The following is a 24,170-nucleotide window of genomic DNA, read 5'->3' as shown; positions in this document are numbered from 1 at the left end:
GTGCCGCCCGGGGCGCGTCGGCCCCGCTGCCACCCAGGTGTCCCCAGGGGTGGCAGCGAGGCCGACGCGCCCTGCTCGCGGCCGGAGGACCCATGGCGACGCACCGGGCCGCCATCCGCCGGCCCGACCGTCTTCACCCACGGTCTTCCGCTGCCGCCTCACACGGTGAGCGGCCAGCCCGTTGTTACTGGCTCTCCCACCGCTGGTTGGGATCGTTGATGTAGCAGCCCTTGGCGTAGACCACGCTGCTTCCAATGTCGTTCGCCAGGCACAGGCCGGTCGCCTTGTTCATGTAGACGCTGTACCCCATGTGCTGCCACTGCTGGTGCGCGTTGCCCACCTGGCACGGGCTCGTGTAGACCTTGCCGTACCTGTCGGAATCCAGGCAGCGCCCCGAGCCGCCGTGCACCCACCAGCCCCTGTCCCACTGCTGGGCCCACGTCATCCACGGGTTGAAGTTCTGACAGTTGCTGGCGTAGACGTCGCCGGCCGCGTTGCCGTCCAGGCACTTGTCCGAGTTCATGCTCGCGTACCGGGTGTACGCTCCGTCGGCGTGTGCCGTTCCGGCCGTCATCCCCGTGCCCGCAGCGGCGAGCGCGAGACTCATCGCGGCCATCACGAGCGTTCGGGGACGGCCCGAAGACGCCGTGCTCTGCGTGACCTTCCGCAGACCCCACCCTGCGCGATGCTTTCGCATGTCCACCAACTCCTGATTCCGTGTTCCAGACTCCGCCGAGTGCGCTCTCGCCCCGCGACGCCGTTCGACAGGCGTGCGCCCGCGGACGAACACCTCGATCAACTGACGCGGGTAGTACACCGCAGGGACGCGCTCACTTGGCTGCTCGATCCGTGTCCAATGAGTGCTCAGTACGGGTCACTCCCGATCTCCCTGGCCGTCCCGGGTGCGGCGGAGATCCCCTCACGGCCGCCCCGTCGCCGCGCGTCCAGGCGGGGCCCGGCAGGGGCCTCTCCTCCGCCCGTGCGGGAGCGGCCGTCGCGCGGTGGCTTCGGGGCCCGCCTTCATTACCGGGTAATAACCGGGTCCCCTCCGACGGCCGCCGCCAGGGCAGAGGCAGGGATCATTACCGGGTAATAACCGAGGGCCCTTGCCGGGGGGTTTCCTTGCGCGGCGGCGGGGGTGCCCCCTACGTCTCTGGGCAAGGGAATGGGGGTGCGCCGGGGCAGTACGCCGGGGCAGCATGGCGGAGTGGCTGATCTGCTGTGGGATGACGCGAAGTGCTTCTTCGACCCGGACGTGATGGGGTCGCTGCCGGACGTGCGGGTCCCGGATGCCTCGGTGGAGGACTGGCAGGCGGTCCTCGACCTGGTTGCGGAGAAGGGCTGGGCGTCCCAGTACTCCGAGGGAGGGACGGTGCTTCCAGTGCCGCGGGCAGAAGCCGTGCTGTCCCGCCCGGCGGATGCCGAGTGCCCGGAACTGCGGGTCTGGCCGACTGCGGGTGTACTGGCGATCTTCCGCTTCCATGCGGCCGATGAAGTCGACTTCGACGTCGACCTGCGGGAGTTGCAGGGCCAGGAGCGACTGGATGTGTTCTGCGACTTCGTCGGGCAGGTCGGCCGACTGCTGGGCAAACCCGTGCTGATGGACCCGGAGGGCGACGAGGGCCACCCGGTGATCGGCTTCGACGTCGAGGCCGATCGCGTCGTCCTCCTCGCCAACCCGCAGGTCGGCTGACTGCGGTCGACGGCTGCGGTAATGCCAGCAGATGCAGGACCTCGATCGAATCCGGCTGCTCGACCAGGAGCACGGCGGCTGTCCCAGAGGGGTCGGCTATTACCGGGTAATGAAGCGCCTGGGCCCGTGCCTCTCCCCCGGCGCCCGGCGTGACCGGTCCTGAGGGCACGACGCGGTGGGGATCATTACCCGGTAATAGCCGAGCTCCCCTCCCCCTGCCTCACCGTCGCCGTCGCCGTCGAGCTCGGCCCGACGCGCGTGTCATTACCGGGTAATAAAGGACGCCCCGTCATGAACTCGGTAATCGTGGGGGTCGCGTCACGGATCGGTCGTGTTCCAGGGCCTGCTGACGCACCCTCACGGGTGAAAACTGACCAACCCAACGCGTCGGGGCAGCAAACCCCCCAGCGACGTTAGTAAAGTACCCCCATGAGTTCGCCAGCCACGTCCGACCGCGAAAAGGTCGTCTCCAAGCTGCCGGGATGGCTCCGGCAGAACCTCAAGGTCCGAGCCGCCCAGCACGGCATCGAGATCCAGAAGGCCGTCGAGCAGGGCATCACCCGCTGGTGCCGGCTCGCCTCCTCCCCCGACCCCATCCCCACCGCGGGCGCCGACTCGTTCGCCACCTTCCTGCCGCCCGGGCAGTGGGACGAGTTCCGGCAGATCGCCGCCCAGCGCGGTGTCTCCCTCGCCCAGGGCCTCGCGCAGTCCGTGCAGTTGTGGCTCGACGCGAACCCGGCGCCGGAGATCGAGCGGCCCGCCGTCACGCGACGGATCATCGTCTGCAACCAGAAGGGCGGCGTCGGCAAGACCGCCATCACCGCCGGACTCGGCGAGGCCCTCGCCGAGTCCGCCGACCGGCTGCATCCTGTACGCGTCGCCAAGCAGTTGCTGAAGGCGCTGCGCGCCGCCGGGCAGAGCGAGGAGCAGGAGGCCGAGGACGGCCGTCCCGCCCCCGACCCGCTGGAGATCGAGAATCTCCCCGGTCCCGGACTGCGCGTGCTCCTGGTGGACTTCGACCCCCAGTGCCACCTCACCAACCAGCTCGGCGGCACTCCTCTGCCGATGGACGGCGACAGCCTCACCAACCACATGAGCGGCAACCCGCAGGGCGACCTGCGGGACCTGATCGTTCCCATCGAGCCGGAGACCTTCGGCGACCGGCTCCACCTGCTGCCCGCCTGCAACGACGCTTTCCTGCTCGACGTCCGCCTGTCCAGCGTGCGTGCCCGCGAGGCGGCGCTCGAGCGGGCGTTGCTGCCCATCGAGGACGACTACGACGTCATCCTCGTCGACTGCCCGCCCAGCCTCGGCCTCAGCATGGACGCGGCCGTCTACTACGGTCGCCGCCGCGAGGGCGAGGAGGCCGGCCGGTCGGGTGCGCTGATCGTCGTCCAGGCCGAGGACAGCTCCGCCGACGCCTACGACCTGCTCACCACCCAGATCGAGGACCTCCGCAGCGACCTGGCCCTCGACATCGACTACCTCGGCATCGTCGTCAACCTCTACGACGGCCGCCGCGGCTTCATCGCCACGTCGTCGCTCCAGGGATGGGTCGACATAAAGGATCCGCGGGTCGTCGGTCTCGTCGGTGACCGCAAGGAGCAGAAGGAAGCGGTCCGCGTGAAGCGGCCTCTGCTCTCCTACGCCCCCAGCTGCGACCAGTCCGTCAGCATGCGTGCGCTGGCGCGGGAGGTGGCATGAGCAACAAGGCCAAGGCGCTCGGCGCCGGGCGGTTCGGCAGCAGTGCGGCTGCCCCGGTCAGCGCCCGCCGCCAGGCGGTCGCCGCCGCCACCGGCGTCCCCACGGCCGGGGTCGCACCTCCCACCCAGTTGCCCGTCGACCGGATCAGTCCCAACCCGGACAACCCCCGGTCCAGCCTGGGCGACCTCGCCGAACTCGCCGGAAGCCTCAAGGAGCACGGGCAGAAGCAGGCCATCACGGTCATGAACCGGGACGCCTACATCAAGGCCAACCCCGGCAAGGCGGCCGATCTCGAACCCGACGCCACGCATGTCGTCGTCGACGGCAGCAGCCGTCTGGCCGCCGCCCGCGAATGTGGACTCACCCACCTCAAGGTGTGGGTGGACGACGAGCAGGGAGCCGACTCCGAGGAGATCCTCGAGTCCGCGCTCGTCGCGAACATCCACCGCAAGGCCCTGCCGGAGCTCGACGAGGCCCGCGCCCTGCAGCGGCTGCTGCACATCCACGGCTCCCAGGCGGCCCTGGCCAAGCGACTCCACAAGTCGCAGGGCTGGATCTCCCAACGTCTCGCCCTCCTCAACCTGACGCCCGAACTGCAGGCGAAGATCGGGCAGGAGCCCATCAAGTTCCTGCGGGCCGTCGGCAACCGGCCCGCAGGGGAGCAGGCCGCGGCCCTGGAGGAGCTGAAGCGCAAGGCGGCGGGGGAGAGGACCGACACCGCCACCACCACCGCCACTGCCCCCGCTCCGGTGGGAGTGGGCTCGGACTCCACGGCGTCCACGGCGCCGGAGGGCCAGGGAACGCCCGTCGGAAACGCCGCGGAAGGTTTCGTGGACCAGGACCGCCTGGGGCCGGGGAGTCGACAGCCGATCATGGTGGCCGGACGGGACACGCCGCCGCGAGGGCCGGTCCCGCGCGGTGCCGCGGGGGAGGACGGCGTCGAGCTTCATTACCCGGTAATAGCTCCCGAGGCGTCGGGGTCCGTGGACAGCGCCGCTCCGGAGGATGCCGTCGTCGTTCCGGAGCAGGCCGAGGGCATTCCCGAGCCGCGCTCCGGCCCGTCAGGGGCCGAAGGGCACGACCAGGAGCGGGCGGGGGAGCCGGAACAGGAGCAGGAGCAGCCGAGGCGACTGCCCTACGACGACCCCTTCTACGTCGCGGGACACCTGCGCCGGCGCATGGAGCCCTACCACCGGGCACGGCTCATCCGGTTCCTCCTCGACGACCTGAAGGAGGACGACCGGCATCAGTACACCGAGGTCCTGGAGACGGCCGCCGCCGACCCCACGGCCTGACCCGGCGGACGACGCGCCCCGGTCAGGCCGCGTGCCCGGTCAGGCCGCGCGGTCGGCCCGGCGCGCGCTGCGGCCCCGCCGGGCCGACCGTTTGCGGCCGGGGGAGGGGAGTGGTCAGCCGGCCGCCACGGCGACAGCGGCACCGGCGTCGGCGTACCTGGTCTCCCCGTGCACCGCTTCCCCGCGGGCCGGGGAGAGGTCCAGGGAGCCGAGGACGGAGGGTACGGCGATGGAGGGCAGGAGGTGGCGCAGAAGGTCGGACGTCCTGTTCTGGAGATCCTGATGGTCGCTCATGACCTGGGACATCGACTGGATGCCGGCGAAGGTCCCGACGATGACGTCGGCGGTGAGGCGGGGTTCGACGTGGGGGAGGAGTTCCCCCTGGGCCTTTCCGGCCTCCAGCAGGTTCCGGCAGATCTCGCTCCAGCGCCGGAAGGGGCCACTGCGGTCCAGTCCCTCGGCCTGCTGGTCCAGGCTCAGACGCACGCCCGCGCGGACCATGGGGTCGGTCTGCAGGCGGTAGGCGTGCAGGAGGACGACATCGCTGAGCTCCTGCAGCTTGCAGGCCCGCTCGGGCACCGCGAACTGCTGGTCCTGTTCGTGGAGCACCGCCTGGGCGAGTTGCTCCTTCGAACCGAAGTGGAAGTACAGGGCGCCTTTGGTCACGTCGGCGGTGCTGAGGATCTCCGCGATGGTCGCGGCCTGGTAGCCACGCTCCTCGAAGACCTGCGCCGCTGCCGCGACGATCCTCCTGCGGGTACGGATGGCCCGTTCCTGCGTCATCCCTTCATCCCTGCTTCCTGCTGTTGGTGCCATGGGCGGAACGGATGCCCGCCCGGGAGCCCAAAAAAACCGCCCAGTCTGTATCTTATAGGGCGGGGGATCCGGGGGATGTGCCGGTTTTACCTGGTGTTTGCCAGCGACATTTTCACTCTCGGCAGGAAGAGGCGTCGAGAAACGCTTGAGGCCGGCGCCTGGGCCGGCCTTCTGGTGGATGCGGGGAGGGGAGGATGTGCGGTCATGGGCGGAGGGTGAGGAGTGCTTCTCCCGTGCGGGCGCCGCGTCGCCGGAAGGTGTGCTGCGCGGGCGGAGACGTGCCCCGCCCGCGGCGGTACCGTGGGGATCAGTTTCCGGGGAGGGCCGTCACGACGCAGGTGAACACGGGCTCGTCCTGCTGGCGGCCGATGATCCGGACGACGGCCGGGACGCCGGGCCCGCCCACGGACTCCGGTACGGCCTCGATCACGCACGGCAGGTCGAGTTCGACGTACTTCCTGAAGTCGCAGGCCATGGTGAGGGGCAGGATCGAGCGGGCTCCCAGGACCGCGGTCGCGCCCTGGCGGGCCGCCTCGAGCAGGAGCATGCCGGGGACGTGGTCGAGCTGGTGGTCGAAGAGCACCGGGTGGCGGGTGTCGACCCGCAACTGCCAGACGTCGGGGCTCGCGGTGGGGGAGAGGACCACGTCGGACGGGGAGAGGCGGCCGACGCTCTGCGGTGCCACCGGGGCGGTCAGGGCGAGGGGGCGGTGTCCGGGGTCGAAGACGCGTTCCGGACGCAGCCGCCGGTAGACGGCCGGAGTGATGGACGTGAAGGAGAACCGGCCGGAGGCGGCGCGCCGACCGCCCCGCAGCACGGTCGTCGTGTAGCGCAGCGCGCCGAGCCGTCTGCCTCGTCTGACGGCCGTGCAGGTCACCTCGAGTTCCAGGTCGGCGGGCGCGGGGCCGATGAGCAGCTGCTCGGGGTGCACCGTCAGCGCGAGGTCCTCCATCAGGAACTGGTGGCCGAAGGGAACGCCGAACTCGGCGTGCGCGAGCAGGGAACCGACCTGACGGATCGTTTCGGCGGCGATCAGCGGGTCGTGGTGTCCGCCTTCCGTCGCGGTGAAGAAGCTGTGACCCCTGGGCCACTGGGCAGTCATCCGGAAACTGCTGTCGTCCAGGCGCTGCCAGCCGGTGAGCATGACCTCGGCGACTGCTGCACGGTGCACCAGTTCCCTGGGAACAGTGCTGGTCAGCGTCCTGGGCGCGGCCTGCGGGGCGGGCCGGCGGATCAGAGTGTTGCCGGGCTGGATGGTGCTCACGGTCATCGCTCCCCCTGACGAGTCGAAAGACGCGGTGTGCAGAGACTCAAAAGATAGAGACCAGTCGGTTTTATTTCTAGGGGAATCAGACCCTCCTCTTAGAGAGATCGGGTTCACCCTCGAGCGAGCCGTGTGCCGCCGCTCAAGCGGCACTCCGGCCTCCCTGTGGCGCGGCGACGCACTCTGGCCCAGGGCGAGAGGAGAGCGGACGTGGACCAACCGCAGGTCATCCCCCTGACATGGCGCGTCGACCGGGGTCGGCCGGATCAGGACGAACTGGCCGCACTGGCAGTCGTGTTGCACGCGCTGGCAGGCCGGAAGGCGGCGGGAGCCGAAGTCGCTCCTCCTGCGCCCGGCACCCCGCGGTGGTGCGGGCAGCGGGAACCCGCCGCGCCGTACAGCGCCCCGGGCAGCTGGCGCTGACCGCCGCCCGTCCCTCCGTCCCGCCGCACCGCTCCGCCACCCGCCGTCTCCCGGGCCTCCCTCCGGGGTGGCTGCGAGGGTGGGGCGAGCAACAGATGATCACTCTAGAAACCGCACACGCGGTTTGTTATTCTTGTGGCGCGGGCCGTCACGCCCGCCGAGGGTGAGTCGCCACGGGGCCGTCGGCCCCCGGACACGGCCGGCCCGTCGACGACAGACGCGGCAGGGGCGGCGCCGGGTGCCCCGCGTGCCGCCGAGGACCAGCGCACCCGCCAGGAGACGACTGATGGTCAAGCAGGAGCGCGCGCTGCGCACCCGGCGGGCGTTGATCCGCGCCGGGGCGCAGGCGTTCGCCGACGAAGGGTTCACGGCCGCCTCGCTGACGGCGATCAGCCGTGCGGCGGGGGTCAGCAACGGCGCCCTGCACTTCCACTTCGAGAACAAGATGGCCCTGGCCCGGGCCGTGGAGGAGGAGGCGCTGGCCACGCTGCGCCACGTCGCCCAGGGGGCGCTGGAGCGCGAGGACGCGGCGCTGTCCGCACTGGTCAAGGCCACGCACGGCCTGGTCGGCCGAATCGCCGACGATGTCGTCGTGCGGGCCGGCTTCGGGTTGTGCGACGACCTCGGCCGCCATGAGGGGGTCTGCCCCCGGCGGGAGTGGCAGCGCTGGGTCGAGGAGACCGTGCGGCGCGCGGAGGGCGACGGATGGCTCAGCGCGGGCGTGGCGGCCTCCGACGCCGCCGCCGCGGTGGTGGCCGCGACGGTGGGCCTCGAGGTGCTGGGGAGCCATGACCGGACCTGGTGGTCGAAGGAGAGGGTCACGGGGTTCTGGGAGCTGCTCCTGCCGCGCCTGACGACGCGTCACGCGTCGATCGACGCCGCCGGCGGCGGGTGAGCACCCGCTCGAGGACGCGCTCACCTCCATAAACAAACAGCTTGGTCGGTTTCATATTGACAAACCGACCGAGCTGTTTTTTAGTTGTTCCTGTCAGAACCGGCAGGGGCAGGCACCAACTCGCGCAGGAAACAGGGGAGACGGCATGGACATCGACGTTCTGGGAGCGCTGAACGTCAGGGAGAACGGCGTCTCGGTGACTCCGACGGCTCCCAAGCCGCGCCAGGTCCTCGCGCTGCTCTCGCTGCAGGCGGACCACGTCGTGCCGGTCGGGACGCTGATCGAGGAACTCTGGGGCGAGCAGCCCCCGCGCAGCGCCCGCACCACCCTGCAGACGTACGTGCTCCAGATCCGGGAGCTGATCACGGCGGCGCTCGAGCAGGCCCCCTGCAGGCCGGGCCGGCGAACCGCCAAGGACGTCCTGGTCACCCTGCCCGGCGGCTACCTCCTCGACACGGCCGGCGGTACCAGCGACGTCCGCGAGTTCGAGCGGCTCGCGGGCCTCGGGTACCGGGCCATGGACGCCGAGGACTACGCCGGCGCCGCCCGCCACCTGCGCGAGGCCCTGTCCCGGTGGACCGGCGGCGCGCTCGCCGACGTCACCACCGGGCCGCAGCTGGAGATGGAGACGCGACGGCTGGAGGAGACCCGGCTGTGCGCGCTCGACCAGCGCATCGAGGCCGACCTGAGACTGGGCCGCCACCGTGAGCTCCTCGGGGAGCTCACGGTCCTGGTCAACCGCTACCGCACCCACGAGAACCTGCACGGCCAGTTCATGCTCGCCCTGCACCGCTCCGGCCGGCGCAGCGAGGCACTGGAGGTCTACCAGCGGCTGCGTAACGCCCTGGTCCGGGAGCTGGGTCTCGAGCCGTCCGCCGCGCTGCGCCGGATGCAGCGCTCGATCCTCATGTCGGGCCCCGAGCCCACGCCCGTCGGCGCCACCGCCGGACGCGAGCGGCTCAGCCGGGCCGGCTAGGAGCCGCCCCGGCGCCGCCCGCGCGACTCCCATCGGCCACCGGCCACCGCCCACCGACGTCGGCCACCTCCGCACCCGGTCCGCCCGCCCGTCCGTCCCGCCCACCCCGACGTGCCCGCCCGTCCCGCCTCTGGAGCCGTCCATGCAGCACCATGTCCCGACAGCCTGGCCCGTGCAGGCGGAGCCGTTCCCCGACCTGGTGACCGACCTCGTCGGCGTGCTCGCCACCGTGCTCCGGCTCAAGGCCGAGAAGATCGACCCCGACCAGACGTTCCGCTCCCTCGGGCTCGACTCCCTGCTCACCGTGGAGTTCGTCGCCACCGTCAACTCCCGGTACGGCACGACCGTCAGGCCCGACATCCTGCTGGACCACCCCACGCCGCTGGCCTTCACCCGGCACCTCGCCCGGGAGGGCGCCGCCGGCCCCTCCCTGCCCGCGCCGTCCCACCCGGGCAGCCGGCCCGACGCCCGCACCGCCCCCGCCGCCGCCCCCGCCTCCGCCTCCGGGGGCCCGGCTCCGCGGACGGCGGGAAGTGTCACGGGCCCGGTGCTGGAGGCGCTCCGTGAGGAACTGGCCCGCATCCTGTGCTGCGACCCCTGGGACCTGGACACCGCCGCGCCCTTCGCGCAGTTGGGCGTCGACTCCATCATCGGCGCGGAGTTCGTCGCCACGGTCAACGAGATCTACGGCCTGGACGAACGCCCCGTCATGCTCTACGACCACCCCAGCCTGTCGGCGGTCGCCGCACACGTCACCGAGATGACCACCGCCGCGGACCCGGCCGCCCGTCCCTCGGGGGTCGAGGCGCTGCTGGACGCGGTGGCCGACAACCGGCTCACCATCGACGAGGCCCTCGTCCTGCTGTCGCGGTCCGGCTGAACCGGCGGAAAGACCAAGGACCACCATGGACGACCGAGAGATACTCACCCGGTTCAAGACGGGGACGCTCGACCGTGCCCAGGCCGCGCGCCTGCTGAGCCGCGGCGCGCCGACCGCCCTGTCCGAGCCCGACGCCCTCCGCACACCGGACGCCCCCCGGACGTCAGACGCCCCGCGGACACCCGACGGTCTCGGCATGCCGGACGCCTTCCGCACGCCGGACGCCTCGCGCGCACCGGAGGTCCGCCGCACACCGGACAGCCTCCGCACGCCGGACGCCTTCCCCGCCCAGGACGCCTTCCCCGCCCAGGACGCCTTCCCCGCGCAGCACGCCGTCGTCCCCGCCGCGGACGCCCTCCGCACGCCGGGCGGCACGGCCGCCTCCGGGCCGGAGAACGGCGCGTACCCGGCGCGGACGGCCCGTCCGGTGGGGGACCGGTACGCGGTGATCGGCCTCGCCGGGCGCTACCCGCAGGCCCCCGACCTGGACGCGTACTGGGAGAACCTGCGCGCCGGCCGGGACACCTCGTCACCCGCCCCGTCCGGGCGTCCCGGCCCTCCGGTGCTCGACGGCCCGGCGCGCGGTCACTTCCTGGACGGCGTCGACGGGTTCGACACGGAGTTCTTCGACGTCGCCCCCGAGGACGCGGCCCTGATCGACCCTCAGGAACGCCTCTTCCTCGAGGTCGCCTGGGAGGCCCTGGAGGACGCCGGCTACGCCGGGTGCCGCCTCGACGCCCTGACCGGCCCGCACGGGCAGCCCCGCGCGCTGGGCGTCTTCGTCGGCGCGACCACCTTCGACTACGCCCTGCTGGGCGCCGAGGCGTGGGCCCGCGGCCGCCGCCCCGTCCCCGGTACGGGCCACTACGGCCTGACCCGACGGCTGGTGAGGCTGCTCGGCCTGACCGGACCCGCCCAGGCCGTCGACACGGCCGAGTCCTCCGCCCTCACCGCCCTCCACCTGGCCGCCGGAGCGCTGCGGCGCGGTGAGTGCGCCGCCGCGCTCGTCGGCGGCGTCGAACTCCTGCTGCACCCCTCCCGGGGCCGGGACCTGGCGGGGGAGGGCGTCGGTGCCCTCGTGGTCAAGCCGCTGGAGGCGGCCCTCGCCGACGGCGACCAGGTGCACGCCGTGGTCCGCGCCACCGCGACCGGCTTCCCCGGCGCGCTCCCGGGTCCGGCCGGATCTCCGCCCGCGGTCCTGTACGAGACCCGGCGGACGACCACCGCCCGCATCGGCGACGCGGGGGCCGCCACCGGTCTCGCGGCCCTGACCGCCGCGGTGCTCCAGCTGCGCCACGGCCTGCTGCTGCCCCCGCACGGCAGCGGCGAGGCCCCCGCGCCGTGGCCGCGGCCCCGGGACGACCGGGGCCAGGAGGTGGCCCGCGCGGCCGTGGTCGAGGTGTCCGCCCCCGGCTGCCCGACCTCACGCGCCGTCGTCGAGGAACACCTGCCCGCCCGGCCCGCGCCCCCGTCGCTCCCCGCGCGGTGGACCGACGCGCAGGGCGAACCGGTCGTCCTGGAACCGGTCGTCCTGTCGGCCACCACACCCGCGCACCTGCGGGCCGACGCGGCCCGTCTCGCCGACCGGCTGGACGAGGCCGCCACCGGGCCCGCCGTCGAGCCCGCCCTCGCAGCGGTGGCGCGCGCCCTGCGGGTGGGCCGTGCCGCCCTGCCGTGCCGCCTCGCGTTCGTGGCCGACGACGTGCCGGGACTGGCCCGTGCCCTGCGCGGCTTCGCGGAGACCGGAACGCCCCCGGCGGGCGCCCACCACGCCGACCTGCGCGGCGGCGGCGCCGATCCACTCGGCCTGGGCGCCGTGCCGGAGACCCGCGCCTATGTGGCCGCCCTGTGGCGCGGCGGACGCCTCGACCAGCTCCTGCGGCTGTGGCTGTCCGGCGTCGACGTCGACTGGGCGGCCCTGGAGGACGGTCACCGCGCCCAGGGCACGCCCTGGACGCCCCCGCCGTCCGTCTTCCTGCGCAGGCCGTTCTGGCTGGACGTGTCCACCACGCCCGCCGCCCCCGCGGGCGGTCGGACGGAGCGGCAGACGTGACCGTCCTCGATCCGCACGCCGGGCAGCCCGCCGCGCCGGAACCGGTGAAGCTGTGGTTCTGTCCCAACGACCAGCTCGCCCCGGGCGTCGCCGCCACCCTGGCCGCGCACTGGCTCGACGAGCAGGAGCAGGAGACGGCCAACGGCTTCCTGTTCGAACGGGACCGGCGGCAGTACCTCGTCGCCCACGCACTCGTCCGACGGGTCCTGGCCGTGGAGAGCGGAACACCCGAGGCGGAGGCCGTCATCTGGCGGTCGCCCCGAGGGCGTCCGTTCCTGCAGAAGCCTCCCGGCGGGCTGCCGCGCGGCGGCCGGGAGCTCGACTTCAACCTCTCCCACACCCACGGGCACAACCTGCTCGGCGTGGTGCGCCGGCACCGCATCGGCGTGGACGTCGAACGCCTCGACCGCGGCGACCAGGGCTTCGACGCGATCGTCGAGACCTTCGCCGGGAGCGAGCGGCGCTGGATCGCCCAGGCGCCGCCCGGCCGCCCCCGCGACCGGCGGGTGCTGCGCCTGTGGACCCTGAAGGAGGCCTACTCCAAGGCCCGCGGCCTCGGCCTCGGTCTGCCCTTCGACTCGTTCTCCTTCACCCTCGCCGAGGACCGCGGGGTGACCGGCTTCGTCCCGCCGGACAACGACACCGAGCGCCACTGGCGCTTCGTCGAACTGGAGCCGGTGCCCGACGTGCTGGCGGCCGTCGCGGTCCTCGTCGACCCCGGCACCCCGCCCGTGCTCCAGTTGCACCACGGGTTCCCCTGGGGACGTGCGGCTCCCAGGTCGGTGACGCTGCCCCAGCCGCTGCCCGTGTAGGGGGGCGTGCCCAGGGGCGACGGCAAGGGATGCGGCCCGGGGGTCTGGGGTTCTCGGCCGCACGGCCGAGGACCCACGATGGGGGCGGACCCCACCCGCCCGCCCCCAGGAGACGCCCGTGCCCCTGACCCTCGCGCCCACCTCCCCGGCCCGCGCCGGCGCCCCGCCGGCCGCCGCCCCCGGTGCCGCCCCCGGTGCCACTCCCGCAGGCGCTCCCGTCTCCGGCACCCCGATCGGCGCGCGGGAGTTCAGGGACGCCATGGCGCTGCTCGCCGCCCCCGTCACCATCGTCACCGCCCTCGGTCCCGACGGCCGTCCCACGGGCTTCACCGCGAGCTCCGTCACCTCCGTGTCCCTCACGCCGCCGCTGATCCTCCTCGGCGTCACCCGCGACTCCCGCAGCCACCGGCCGCTGCTCGAGGCGGGCGCGTTCACCGTGAACGTCCTGGCCCGTCACCACGACCGGCTGGCCCGCCGGTTCGCCGAACCGCACGCCGACCGGTTCGCCGGCGGCGAGTTCCGCGCCTGGCCGGGCGGCGGCGCCCCCTACCTGCCGGACGCGCCGCTCGCCCTGCGCTGCACCCTCGCCGAGGTGCTCCCGGCCGGCGACCACGACCTGCTCCTGGCGACCCCCGTCGAGTCCCTCACCTGCGGTTCGAGCCAGGCTCTGGTCTGGTACCAGCGCGCCTTCCACACCACTCGTCACACTCTCCAGGAGGACACCGCCGACGACCTGGGAGACACCCGTGGAGCTGATACGGCGGGGCGGTGAACTCGGCTCGCTGGAGCGACTCCTGACCGGCGCCGGGCAGGGACGGGCGGCGGCCGCCCTCGTCACCGGCAGCCCCGGCACCGGCAAGAGCGCCCTGCTGGAGGCCTTCGCGGACCGGGCCGCGGCGGCCGGCGCGACGGTGCTCAGCGCCCTGGCGACCCCCGCCGAGACCGATCTGCCGCACGGCGTCGTGGGCCAGCTCCTGAGCGGCGCGGGCCTCGCCCCCGCAGGACCGCCGCCCGCCGGGACTTCCGCCGGACCGCCGCCCCCCGGACCCCCTTCCGCAGACCCGCCGCCCGTGGCGCCGCACGGCCCCGCGGCCCTCCACGACGCCCTGTGCGCCCGGGCCGCCGCCGCCCGGCCGGTCGTCCTCCTGGTCGACGACGTCCACCACGCCGACGAACCGTCCGTCCGCTGCCTGCTGTACCTGTGCGGCCGTCTGCCCGCCACCGGAGCGCTGCTGGTGCTGGCCGGGCAGCGGCCCGCCGAACCGTCGGTGCCGCTGGCGGAACTGCTCCGGCATCCGCGCAGCACCACGGCCGTGCACCTGGAGCCCCTGCCCGAGGACGCGGTGGCGGACTTCCTCACCTCCGCCGGGGCCGGCGTCGTGGAACCGGCGGCCGCCCGGCGCCTCGCCCGTCCCTGGCACGGTTTCACCGGCGGCAACCCTCGGCTGCTGCACGCCCTCCTCGACGACCACCGCGGCTGCGGCCCCGTCCGCCCCGCCCGGCCCGTCGCCGGCGCCGCCTTCCGCCAGGCCGTCCGCGGCTGCCTGCGGGCCGCCGGGCCGGCCACGCACCGCGCGGCGCGCGCCCTGGCCCTGCTGGCGGGCGACGCCACCCTCACCCTTCTCGCCCGCTTCCTGTCCGACTCCGAGCACAACGTGGCGCTCGCCCTGGAACAGCTGGACGCGACGGGCCTCCTCGACGCCGGACGGCTGCGCCACGCGGGAGTACGCGCCGCCGTGCTGCAGGAGCTCACCGCCCGGGAGAACGCCCGGCTGCACGCCCGCGCCGCGGACGTCCTGCACCACCACGGCGCCCCGCCCCCGGCCGTGGCCGCCCACCTGCTGGCCGCCGCGCAGGACGCCGCGGATCCCGCGCCCGCCTGGGCGCGCCCGGTGCTCACCGAGGCGGCCTCCCACGCCCTGCGCACCCACCGGCCCCATCACGCCGCGCAGTTCCTGCGCGCCGCCCACCCCGCCCCCGGCGACGCCCCGCCGCCCGCGTACGTGCGGGAACTGGCGCGCGCCGAGTGGGAGACGGACCCCGCCGCGGTCCTGCGGCACCTGCCGGCGCTCGAGCACCAACTCGCCGCCCCGAAGAAGGGGGACCCCGCCCACACCGTGACGGCGGCGGGTCTGCTGCTGTGGCACGGGCGGGCCGAGGGGGCCGCCCGCGCGGCGGCGGCCCTCGGCCGCACCCCGCACGGGCAGGAGCTGGGAGCCGCCCTGGCCGGCGCGCGTCCGGGCGGGGGCCCCGCCCTCGCCGTGCCGGACGTCGACGCGCTGACCGAACAGGTGCTGGCCTCGGCGCTGCACGCGCACGCGCCCGCGCCGTCCGTGGCGGCGCTGCTGGCCACGCTCCTGCACGCCGGCCGTACCGGGAACGCGGACCGGTGGTGCGCGCAGACCACCGGCGCCGAACCCGCCCGCACCACGCCGGCCCGGCACGCGGTGCTGGCCGCCGTGACCGCCGTCGTCCACGTCCGGACGGGTTCCCACGACGCCGCCGCCCGGTACGCGGGGCGTGCGCTGGCCCTGTTGGGCCCGGCCGCCTGGGGCGCCGCGGTGGGCGTGCCCCTGTCGGCGGCCGTCCGGGCGGCGACCGCCCTCGGCGCGCACGAGGAGGCCGCGCGTCTGCTGCGGGTGCCCGTGCCGGAGCACATGTTCGCCTCCTGGGCCGGGCTGTACTACCTGATGGCCCGGGGGCACCACCTGTCGGCCACGGGCAGCCACCGGGCCGCGCTCGGCGACTTCCACGCCTGCCGCGACCTGCTCGCCCTCTGGAACACGCCCCCCGACGGGGCCGCCGACTGGCGTCCTGGGGCCGCGCGGGCGCGGCGGGAGCTCGCCGCGGACGGCACGGACACCGATCCGGCCGCCCTGCTCACCCCGGCGGAACGCCGGGTCGCCGCCCTCGCCGCCGCCGGCTGCACCAACCGGGCCATCGCGGCCCGGCTGTACGTCACGCCCAGCACGGTCGAGCAGCACCTCACCAACGTGTACCGCAAACTGTCCGTCACGTCCCGCGCGGACCTGGCCACCCTGCTGGGCGCGGGCGCCCGGCCGGCCGCCACCGCGGGCGCCTCCTGAGCCGTCAGCCGCCCGCCGTGCACAGGCCGTGTCCGTTCTTGCGGCCGAGGAAGCCCGCCTCCACCAGACCGGCGAGCACGCCCGACGGTTCGAACTCCTCCGTGGCGAAGCACTCCGACAGGCGGCGCTGGATGGCCAGCGACACGTCCAGGCCGATGGTGTCCAGCAGGGCGAACGGCCCCATGGGGAAACCGAAGCCGCGCTGCACGGCCGCGTCGGTGCGTCCCACGACGTCGTCGTCGCCGGCCCGCTCCAGCAGGGCGAGCGCCGCGCCGAGGTAGGGGAACAGCAGGGTGTTGACGATGAACCCGGTGCGGTCGGGGCACTCCACGGGCGTCTTGCCCAGGTCGCGGGCGAAGGCGCGGGCCCTGGCTACCACGGCCGGGTCGGCGTCCTCGGTGACGACGAGTTCCACCAGCCGCATCAGCGGGGCCGGGTTGAAGAAGTGCAGACCGACGGTGTCCGCGGGCCTGCCGGAGGCGTCGGCGCACGCGGCGACCGACAGACTGGACGTCGTGGTCGCCAGCACCGTGCCCTCGGCGCACACCTCGCCCAGCCGTGCGAACACCGCCCGCTTCACGTCGGGTTCCTCGGCCACCGCCTCGATCACCAGGTCGCAGTCGGCCAGGGCGGCGACGTCGTCGGCGCCGCTCAGCCGCTCGAGGGTCTCCGCCCTCGCCGCCGGTGTGACCCTGCCCCGGCGCACCCCGCGGGTGAGCGAGCCGGCCACGGCCTCCACGGCCGCCCGGGCCTTCTCCGCGTTCCGGGCGACCAGCACGGTCGGGTGCCCGGCCGCGGCCGTCACCTCGGCGATGCCGCGCGCCATCGCGCCGGAGCCCACCACCCCCACTCGGCCCACGGGCGGGACGGGACCGGCCGGTCCGTGCCCGCTCCCGTCGGCCGCGTCGGTGACCTGGGCACCCGACTCGTCCCAGGTGTGGAAGCCCCGCCCCGCCTTGCGGCCGACGTCACCGGCCTCGACCATGCGGCCCAGCAGCGGCGCCGGTTCGAAGGCGCGGTCGCCGGTGAGCCGGTGCAGCCGGGTCAGGGCGGCGTGGGCCGTGTCCAGGCCCCACCGGTCCAGGGTCTCCAGCGGCCCGGCCGGCAGCCCGCAGCCCAGGCGCATCGCCGTGTCGATGTCGGTGTGCGTGACGTGCCCCTCGGACAGCATGGCCACCGAGCGGTTCAGCAGGCCGAGCACCAGGGCGGTGGCGTCGGCGGCGGGACCGGCCCCCACCTCGACGGGGGCCAGGCCGGACGCCTTCACCAGCGCCGTCAGCGCCGCGGCCGTCTCCGGAGAGGTGAAGGCGGTGACCACCGGCTCCACCGGCGCCCCGGGCTCGGGCGGGCCGAACAGCCTGAGCCCCGCCACGTCGGCGGGACGCCCGGTGCCGACGGCGAGGCCCGCCACGGACAGCGACGCCGTGGTGGTCACCAGGGGGGTGCCCGGCGGGCGGACGGCGGCGATCCGCCGCAGCGCGTCCTCCTTGGCGGCGGCCGTGTCCGGCACGGCCTCCACGACCGTGTCCGCCGTGCCCAGCCGCGCGTGGTCGGTGGTGAGGACGACGTCGGGCTGCTGTTCCACGTCGGCGAGCAGGGCCTTCAGCCGCCGCTCGACCCGGGCCAGGACGTCCGGGTCGGTGTCGACGGCCACCACCCGGTGCCCCCGGGCGGCGAGCAGGCGCAGCAGCCCCTCGCCGACCGAGCCGAGACCGACGACGCCGGTCACTGGCACGCGGGTGTCCGGGTGCGATGCGGTCATGACGAGGACTCCTGTCCGACGCGGAAGCGGTTGATGGCGCTCAGGTGGCGGGCGCGCAGTTCGTGGTCGCGCACGCCCAGCCCCTCGCCCGGGGCCAGGCACAGCACACCGACCTTGCCCTGGTGCAGGTTGCGGTGGACGTCGTGGGCGGCCTGCCCGGTCTCCTCCAGCGGGTAGACCCTGGACAGGGTCGGATGGATCCGGCCCTTCACCACGAGACGGTTGGCCTCCCACGCCTCGCGGTAGTTGGCGAAGTGGGACCCGACGATGCGCTTCAGCGACATCCACAGGTAGCGGTTGTCGTACTCGTGGCGGAAACCGGAGGTCGAGGCGCAGGTGACGATCGTGCCGCCCTTGCGCGTCACGAACACCGACGCCCCGAACGTCTCCCGTCCGGGGTGCTCGAAGACGATGTCGACGTCCTCGCCGCCGGTCAGTTCACGGATGCGCGCGCCGAACCGCTTCCACTCCCGCGGGTCCTGCGTCCGCTCGTCCCGCCAGAACCGGTAGTCCTCGGCGGCCCGGTCGATCACCGCCTCCGCGCCCATCGCACGGCAGAGGTCGGCCTTCTGCTCGCTGGAGACCACGCAGATCGGCGTCGCCCCGCCGGCCAGCGCCAGCTGGGTGGCGTAGGAGCCGAGGCCGCCGCTGGCGCCCCAGACGAGCACGTTGTCGCCCTGCTTCATGCCGGCGCCGTTGCGGGAGACCAGCTGCCGGTAGGCGGTGGAGTTCACCAGCCCGGGGGAGGCGGCCTCCTCCCACGTCAGGTGCTCGGCCTTGGGCATCAGCTGGTTCGCCTTGACGAGGGCGAGCTGCGCCAGGCCGCCGAAGTTGGTCTCGAAGCCCCAGATCCGCTGTTCCGGATCGAGCATGGTGTCGCCGTGGCCGTCCGCGGACTCCAGTTCGACGCTCAGGCAGTGCGCCACCACGCGGTCGCCCGGCCGCCAGCGGTTCACGCCGGGCCCCGTGCGGAGCACCACGCCCGCCAGGTCCGAGCCGAGCACGTGGTACGGCAGGTCGTGGCGCGCGGTGTCCGGCGACAGCCGCCCGTACCGCTCCAGGAACCCGAAGGTGGGCAGTGGCTCGAAGATCGACGACCAGACGGTGTTGTAGTTCACCGACGACGCCATCACCGCCACCAGTGCCTCGCCCGCCGCCGGCAGTGGCACGGCCACGTCCCGTACGTGCAGCGTCTTGCGCGGATCCTTCTCCGCGGAGGTCATTCCCTCGAACGCCCCCACGTCCTCGCGCAGCACCACGGCGCCCCGGTACGACTCCGGCAGCGGCAGCTCCGCGAAGTCCCGGGCCGACGCGTCCTCGGACTCGACAGCGCTGATGATCTCGTCCACGTGAGTTCCCCGGTTGTCTCAAGACGGCACGTGCGACGAGCGTCGCCCACCGCACCGGCCCGCGGTCACCCCTGACCACCCCCTGAGTCGGGGCTCCGGGGCCACCAGGGGGATGTCAGGGGAGGGCCCCGCCGCGAAGCCGACCCATCCTGGGGGACAGGCGCGCCCGCGGCCCGCCGGGCCTCCACCGCACCCGCCCCGCCGCGGCCCGCCCGACGACGCCGCGCCCCGTTCGCCCCGGCGACGGAACGGCCCACACCCAAGGAGAGACCCATGACGGGACACCCCGGCGCGACCCCCTGGCTGAGGAACTTCCTGCCCGCCCCCGACGCCCCCCTGCGCCTGGTCTGCTTCCCGCACGCCGGTGGATCGGCCAGCTTCTACTACCCGCTGGCCCGCGCCCTGTCGGGGCGGGTGGACGTGCTCGCCGTCCAGTACCCGGGCCGGCAGGACCGGCACCACGAGCCGGCCGCCACCGACCTGGAGACGCTCGCCGACCGGATAGCCGACGCCCTCGGGCCGTGGACCGACCGCCCCTACGCCCTGTTCGGGCACAGCATGGGGGCGATCGTCGGTTTCGAGACCGCCCGCCGCCTCCAGGCCGCGGGCCGGGCCCCGGCGGAGCTGTTCGTCTCCGGCCGGCGCGCCCCTTCCCTGGACCGTGCCGACGACCTGCGGCCCCGCACCGACGCGGAGGTCGTCGCGGAGATCCGCGCGCTCGACGGCACCGGGTCCTCGCTCCTCGACGACGAGGAGACCCTGCGCATGATCCTTCCGGCGCTGCGCGCCGACTACGGGGCGGTGCGCCGCTACCGCTACCGCCCGGGTCCCGCGCTGCGGTGCCCGGTCACCGCCTTCACCGGCGACCGGGACCCCAAGGCGGAGGTCGCCGACGTCGACCTGTGGCGGGACCACACGCTCGGCGGGTTCCGGATGAACGTCCTGCCGGGCGGCCACTTCTTCCTCGTCGACCGGCAGGACGACGTCGTCGCCGCGATCGAGGAACGGCTCCTCGCCCCGGCGGGCGCGGCATGACCGTCCACGCGCCGCCCCTGGGACGGCTGGGCGTCCTGGGCACCGGCTCCTACCTGCCCGAACACGTCGTCAGCAACGAGGTGGCCGGGGCGCGGGCCGGGGTGAGCGCCGAGTGGATCCAGCAGAAGACCGGCATCCTCGAACGCCGTTACGCCGCCGACCACGAGGCGGCCTCCGACCTCGCCGTCCACGCCGCGCGGCGGGCCCTGGCCGACGCGGGGGTGGATGCCGGCGACCTCGCCTGGATCGTCGTCGCCACCTCGACGCCCGACCACCCCCAGCCGGCCACCGCCGCCATCCTGCAGCACCGCCTCGGCGCCCACCACGCCGCGGCCTTCGACGTCAACGCGGTCTGCGCCGGATTCGTCACCGCCCTGCACACCGGGGCCCGGCTGCTGGCCCACCCCGACGAGCACCGGCCGGCGCTGGTCGTGGGGGCCGAGGTGTACTCCCGCATCCTCGACCTGGGCGACCGCAGGACGGCACCGCTGTTCGGCGACGGCGCGGGAGCGGTGGTGGTCGGCCCGGTGGGCGAGGGACGCGGCTTCCTCGGCTCCTCCCTGCGCTCGGACGGGCACCTGCACGGCCTGATCGGTGTGCACGCCGGCGGCAGCAGGCGGCCCGCCTCGCGGGAGACCGTGGCCGACGGCGGGCACTGGTTCCGGATGCGGGGCCGCGAGGTCCGCCAGTACGTCGAGGACCGGCTGCCGCAGGCCGTCGCGGAGACCCTCGACGCCTTCGGCGTCGACCCGCGGGACGTCGACCACTTCGTGCCGCACCAGGCCAACGCGCAGATGCTGGAGGCCGTCACCGCCCGGCTCGGTCTGCCCCGGGCCCGCGTCCACCTGCCGGTGCGCCGGCACGGCAACACCGGCGCCGCGTCCGTTCCCGTGGCCCTGGACGAGGCGCGCCGGACCGGCGGCCTCGACGACGACCAGCTGGTCCTGCTCGCCGGGTTCGGCGGCGGCATGAGCTGCGCGACGAGCCTCCTGCGCTGGGGCCGCTGACCGGCGCCGGCTGCCGGGGCGCCGGCTGCCGGTTACCGGGGCGCCGGCTGCCGGGCCACCGGTTACCGGGGCGCCGGGATCGCGGCCGCCGGGTCGGTCCGGCGGGCCGGCAGGTCCTGGCGGCGGCTCAGTTCGTCGACGCGCCGCCGCAGGCGGGCCGTCTCGGCCGCGAGGTCCGCGAGGCGGTCGGGCACCGCGGAGCCGCACGGGTCGCACCGCCCGCACGGTCCCGCCGGGCCGGGGCCCGGCGGGGCGTGCCGCAGGATCGCCTCCAGCCGTTCCCGCAGGGCCGGTCCGGGCTCCACGCCCAGCGTCTGCACCAGGCGCCGGCGGGCGCGTTCGTACACGCCGAGGGCCTCGCCCTGCCGGCCGCAGCGGTGGAGGGCGACCATCAGCAGGTCGTAGAACCGTTCGCGCAGCGGGTGGTCGGCCGTCAGCTTCTCCAGCTCGCCGGTGACCTCGGCGTGCCGGGCGCAGCGCAGGTTCGCCTCGTACAGCGACTCCAGCACGGTCAGCCGCTCCTCCTCCAGCCGGTCGGCCTCGCCCGCGCAGACCGGGCCGCGCAGGCTGTCCTGCAGGGCGGGACCGCGCCAGAGCGACAACGCGGCGCGCAGCAGCCGGACGGCGTCCTCGGGGTCGGCCGCGACGGCGGCCCGGCCCTCGGCGGACAGCCGCCGGAACCGCTGCACGTCGGTGCCCATCTCGTCGGGGACCAGGAGGTAGCCGCCCGGTCCCATGATGATCAGCTCGCGGCCGGCCGGCGTCCCCGGGACACGGGGCAGTACCCGCCGCAGCCGCGCCACGTGGGCCTGCAGGGCGTTCGCGGCGTTCGCCGGGGGGCGGTCGCCCCACAGTTCCTCGACGAGCCGGTCCACGCCCAGCGGCCGCCCGTGGCGCAGCACCAGCGCCGACAGCAGGGAGCGCTGTTTGGAGCCGGGCGGCGAGACGGCGGTCCGGCTCGCGTGGTCGTGGACCTCCACCGGTCCCAGCAGCCGGACCTCGGCGCCCGCGGCGCCGGGGGCCGTCACCGCGGTCCCGGGGCGGCGGCGGCCGGGCCGGTCGCCACGGGCGTCCGGTGGAACACGAACGGGCACGACTGCACGGCGGCTCCCTCGACGGTCGGTCCTGCCTGGCGGGCGGCACGCCCGCCCCGCTGCGGACGGTAACAACGGCCCCGTTCCGAAGGGGCGTTCCCTGAGCCGGGCTGCAGCGGTCGTGCAAGCGTCCTCGAGGCGGCCTCGCGCCGGCACGGCCACGATGGAAAGTCGCTGGAGCACCGGCGGAGAAACGGAGGGTCCGGCCAGGAGAGGGCTAGCGTGCCCGACGTTCGTGCTACCACGAGGCAACCCGACCGGAACAGGGAGAGACAGCGTGGAGATACAGGTTCTGGGCCCGTTGAGCGCCCACGTCAACGGCATCTCGATCGTTCCGACCGCCGGCAAGCCGAGGCAGATCCTCGCCCTGCTCGCCTTCTACCCCGGCCGGGTCATGCCGGTGCCCACGCTGATGGAGGAGATCTGGGGCACCGACATGCCGCAGAGCGCGATGACCACCCTCCAGACGTACATCCTCCAGCTCCGCCGCCGCCTGGGCACCGCGATGGGACCGGACGCGCCCGGAACGGCCAAGGAGGTGCTGGCCACCCGGCACGGCGGCTACGTGCTGCAGGTGCCGCCCGCCGGCGTCGACGTGCACCGGTACGAGGAGATGGTGACGGCGGGCCGCGCCGCCTTCGAGGAGGGCTGCGACGCGCGGGCCGCCGACCTGTTCCGTGACGCGCTCGCCCTGTGGCAGGGGTCCGCGCTCGTCGACGTGCGTGTCGGTCCGATCCTGGAGATCGAGGTCATGCGGCTGGAGGAGAGCCGCCTGGTCACCGTCGAGCGGCGCATCGACGCCGACCTGCGGCTGGGCCGGCACACCGAACTCATCGCCGAGCTCACCGACCTGGTGGCCCGGCACCCCCAGCACGAGGGGCTGCACTCCCAGGCGATGGTCGCCCTGTACCGCTCGGGCCGCCAGGCCACCGCCCTGGACATCTACCGCAGACTGCGCGCGCGGCTGATCGAGGAACTGGGCGTGGAGCCCTCCCCGCAGCTGCAGCGGCTGCACCAGGCGATGCTCACCGTCGACCCGGCGCTCGACGTGCACAACGGACCCCGGCGCGCCTCCACCTTCAACCTGTACGCGGCCTAGGAAGGTGCGGCCGGTGGCGCGGCTCGCGCCCGAGTGGGAGTCGAGGCCGGCCACCGACCCTGGCAGTGCCCGGGACCCCCAGGAGGAAGGGCCTCGCCATGCCCGAGGAACAGCCGCCGGCACTGCACTGCTTCGCGCACGCGGGCGCCGGTGTCTCGTCCTTCCACTCCTGGCCCGCGCACCTGGGCCCCGGCGTGCCGGTCGTGCCGCACCTGCTGCCGGGGCGTGACGGACGGCGCCGTGAGCCCCGCCTGACGGACCGCCGAGGGCTCCTCGACGAGCTGATGGACGGCTTCCGGGCACCGGCCGGGCCGTACGTCCTGTACGGGCACAGCCTGGGGGCGCTCGTCGCCCTCACCCTCACCCTCGCGCTGCGCGAAGCCGGGCTGCCCGGCCCGGCGCTGCTGGCCGTGGGCGCCTGTCCGCCGCCCGACGTCCTGTCCGACCTGTCCGCCGAACTCCACGGCGCCCGCCACGACGACGAACGGCTGGTGCGGGCCCTGAGTGCCTTCGGCGCCGTGCCGCCGGACGCGCGCCCCGGCGGCCTGTGGCACCGCATGGTGCTGCCCGTCCTGCGGGACGACCTGCTCCTCGCCGACGCCCTGCGCACCGCGGCCCTGGCCCCGTCGCCGGCCGGGCTCCCCGACGTCCCGGTGCTCGCCGTCGCGGGCGCCGACGACCCGCTGGCCGCGCCCGCGGCGATGGCCGGCTGGACGCGGTGGACGACCGGACCGGTCGTCACCCGCACGGTGCCCGGCGACCACTTCTTCGTCCGGGGACCCGCGCTGCCCCGGCTGCTCGGCCGCGCGTGCCGCGTCCTGCGGCGCACCGGCACCGTCCCCGCGGCGCCCGCGGCCCAGGCCGCCCAGGCCGCCCCGGCGGCACTCGCCGTTCCGGCCGCGGGGGCCCGCCCATGACCACGAGGGA

21 protein-coding genes are annotated in these 24,170 nt (G+C 74.6%); 15 read left to right on the top strand and 6 right to left on the bottom strand.

What is annotated here, in order from left to right:
• Positions 1 to 184 precede the first annotated feature (184 nt).
• Positions 185 to 607 (bottom strand): ricin-type beta-trefoil lectin domain protein, encoded by a 423-nt coding sequence (locus tag ABZ836_RS25595; protein ID WP_361145851.1) that lies wholly within the window; start codon positions 605 to 607, stop codon positions 185 to 187.
• A 600-nt stretch (positions 608 to 1,207) separates the two neighbouring features.
• Between ABZ836_RS25595 and ABZ836_RS25590 the strand changes: the two genes are divergently transcribed.
• The 3 genes from ABZ836_RS25590 (at position 1,208) to ABZ836_RS25580 (ending at position 4,692) form a co-directional block, all read left to right on the top strand.
• The gene (locus ABZ836_RS25590) at positions 1,208 to 1,693 is read left to right on the top strand and encodes a hypothetical protein (RefSeq protein ID WP_361145848.1); all 486 of its coding nucleotides are present in this window, start codon (positions 1,208 to 1,210) and stop codon (positions 1,691 to 1,693) included.
• Between the two features lie 429 nt (positions 1,694 to 2,122).
• The gene (locus ABZ836_RS25585) at positions 2,123 to 3,397 is read left to right on the top strand and encodes an AAA family ATPase (protein ID WP_356137371.1); all 1,275 of its coding nucleotides are present in this window, start codon (positions 2,123 to 2,125) and stop codon (positions 3,395 to 3,397) included.
• The gene (locus ABZ836_RS25580; RefSeq protein ID WP_361145845.1) at positions 3,394 to 4,692 is read left to right on the top strand and encodes a ParB/RepB/Spo0J family partition protein; all 1,299 of its coding nucleotides are present in this window, start codon (positions 3,394 to 3,396) and stop codon (positions 4,690 to 4,692) included. The genes ABZ836_RS25585 and ABZ836_RS25580 overlap by 4 nt, the downstream gene beginning before the upstream one ends.
• Positions 4,693 to 4,806: 114 nt before the next feature.
• Here ABZ836_RS25580 and ABZ836_RS25575 read toward each other — a convergent pair whose 3' ends face one another.
• Both ABZ836_RS25575 and ABZ836_RS25570 read right to left on the bottom strand, forming a co-directional pair.
• On the bottom strand, positions 4,807 to 5,475 hold the full coding sequence (locus ABZ836_RS25575) for a ScbR family autoregulator-binding transcription factor (RefSeq protein WP_356137375.1): 669 nt from the start codon (positions 5,473 to 5,475) through the stop codon (positions 4,807 to 4,809).
• A 340-nt stretch (positions 5,476 to 5,815) separates the two neighbouring features.
• Complete coding sequence (locus ABZ836_RS25570; protein WP_356137377.1) at positions 5,816 to 6,772, bottom strand: ScbA/BarX family gamma-butyrolactone biosynthesis protein; 957 nt, start codon at positions 6,770 to 6,772, stop codon at positions 5,816 to 5,818.
• Positions 6,773 to 6,904: 132 nt separating this feature from the next.
• Between ABZ836_RS25570 and ABZ836_RS25565 the strand changes: the two genes are divergently transcribed.
• The 8 genes from ABZ836_RS25565 (at position 6,905) to ABZ836_RS25530 (ending at position 15,897) form a co-directional block, all read left to right on the top strand.
• A complete protein-coding gene (locus ABZ836_RS25565) occupies positions 6,905 to 7,195 on the top strand; it encodes an acyl-CoA carboxylase epsilon subunit (protein WP_361145840.1) in 291 nt (96 codons plus the stop codon).
• A gap of 286 nt (positions 7,196 to 7,481) precedes the next feature.
• Complete coding sequence (locus tag ABZ836_RS25560) at positions 7,482 to 8,090, top strand: ScbR family autoregulator-binding transcription factor (protein ID WP_356137381.1); 609 nt, start codon at positions 7,482 to 7,484, stop codon at positions 8,088 to 8,090.
• A gap of 145 nt (positions 8,091 to 8,235) precedes the next feature.
• Positions 8,236 to 9,066 (top strand): AfsR/SARP family transcriptional regulator, encoded by an 831-nt coding sequence (locus ABZ836_RS25555; protein ID WP_356137383.1) that lies wholly within the window; start codon positions 8,236 to 8,238, stop codon positions 9,064 to 9,066.
• 142 nt (positions 9,067 to 9,208) lie between these two features.
• Positions 9,209 to 9,946, top strand: coding sequence for an acyl carrier protein (locus ABZ836_RS25550; RefSeq protein WP_356137385.1), 738 nt, complete (start codon positions 9,209 to 9,211; stop codon positions 9,944 to 9,946).
• A 25-nt stretch (positions 9,947 to 9,971) separates the two neighbouring features.
• Positions 9,972 to 11,999, top strand: coding sequence for a beta-ketoacyl synthase N-terminal-like domain-containing protein (locus tag ABZ836_RS25545; RefSeq protein ID WP_361145835.1), 2,028 nt, complete (start codon positions 9,972 to 9,974; stop codon positions 11,997 to 11,999).
• A complete protein-coding gene (locus tag ABZ836_RS25540) occupies positions 11,996 to 12,811 on the top strand; it encodes a 4'-phosphopantetheinyl transferase superfamily protein (protein WP_356137389.1) in 816 nt (271 codons plus the stop codon). Before ABZ836_RS25545 ends, ABZ836_RS25540 begins: the two co-directional genes overlap by 4 nt.
• A gap of 118 nt (positions 12,812 to 12,929) precedes the next feature.
• Positions 12,930 to 13,583, top strand: coding sequence for a flavin reductase family protein (locus tag ABZ836_RS25535; protein ID WP_361145832.1), 654 nt, complete (start codon positions 12,930 to 12,932; stop codon positions 13,581 to 13,583).
• A complete protein-coding gene (locus ABZ836_RS25530) occupies positions 13,558 to 15,897 on the top strand; it encodes a LuxR family transcriptional regulator (RefSeq protein ID WP_361145829.1) in 2,340 nt (779 codons plus the stop codon). Before ABZ836_RS25535 ends, ABZ836_RS25530 begins: the two co-directional genes overlap by 26 nt.
• A 4-nt stretch (positions 15,898 to 15,901) precedes the next feature.
• Here the strand turns inward: ABZ836_RS25530 and ABZ836_RS25525 are convergent, their stop codons facing one another.
• Both ABZ836_RS25525 and ccrA read right to left on the bottom strand, forming a co-directional pair.
• A complete protein-coding gene (locus tag ABZ836_RS25525; protein ID WP_356137395.1) occupies positions 15,902 to 17,659 on the bottom strand; it encodes a 3-hydroxyacyl-CoA dehydrogenase family protein in 1,758 nt (585 codons plus the stop codon).
• On the bottom strand, positions 17,656 to 19,008 hold the full coding sequence (gene ccrA / locus ABZ836_RS25520; RefSeq protein WP_356137397.1) for a crotonyl-CoA carboxylase/reductase: 1,353 nt from the start codon (positions 19,006 to 19,008) through the stop codon (positions 17,656 to 17,658). Before ccrA ends, ABZ836_RS25525 begins: the two co-directional genes overlap by 4 nt.
• 273 nt (positions 19,009 to 19,281) lie before the next feature.
• On the opposite strand from ccrA, the gene ABZ836_RS25515 reads away from it, so the two are divergent.
• A complete protein-coding gene (locus ABZ836_RS25515; protein ID WP_356137399.1) occupies positions 19,282 to 20,043 on the top strand; it encodes an alpha/beta fold hydrolase in 762 nt (253 codons plus the stop codon).
• Positions 20,040 to 21,050 carry a beta-ketoacyl-ACP synthase III gene (locus ABZ836_RS25510; RefSeq protein ID WP_361145825.1) on the top strand — a complete coding sequence of 337 codons (1,011 nt, stop codon included), beginning with the start codon at positions 20,040 to 20,042 and terminating at the stop codon, positions 21,048 to 21,050. Before ABZ836_RS25515 ends, ABZ836_RS25510 begins: the two co-directional genes overlap by 4 nt.
• Before the next feature lie 62 nt (positions 21,051 to 21,112).
• Here ABZ836_RS25510 and ABZ836_RS25505 read toward each other — a convergent pair whose 3' ends face one another.
• A complete protein-coding gene (locus tag ABZ836_RS25505) occupies positions 21,113 to 22,144 on the bottom strand; it encodes an AfsR/SARP family transcriptional regulator (protein WP_361145823.1) in 1,032 nt (343 codons plus the stop codon).
• 277 nt (positions 22,145 to 22,421) lie between these two features.
• Between ABZ836_RS25505 and ABZ836_RS25500 the strand changes: the two genes are divergently transcribed.
• On the top strand, positions 22,422 to 23,243 hold the full coding sequence (locus ABZ836_RS25500; RefSeq protein WP_356137405.1) for an AfsR/SARP family transcriptional regulator: 822 nt from the start codon (positions 22,422 to 22,424) through the stop codon (positions 23,241 to 23,243).
• Positions 23,244 to 23,341: 98 nt separating this feature from the next.
• Positions 23,342 to 24,160, top strand: a complete 819-nt coding sequence (locus ABZ836_RS25495; protein WP_356137407.1) for a thioesterase domain-containing protein — start codon at positions 23,342 to 23,344, stop codon at positions 24,158 to 24,160.
• Positions 24,161 to 24,170 lie beyond the last annotated feature (10 nt).

It is taken from the genome of Streptomyces sp. NPDC047130 (assembly GCF_040643475.1).
Taxonomy (GTDB): Bacteria; Actinomycetota; Actinomycetes; order Streptomycetales; family Streptomycetaceae; genus Streptomyces.
This window is presented reverse-complemented; position numbering and strand designations above follow the sequence as displayed.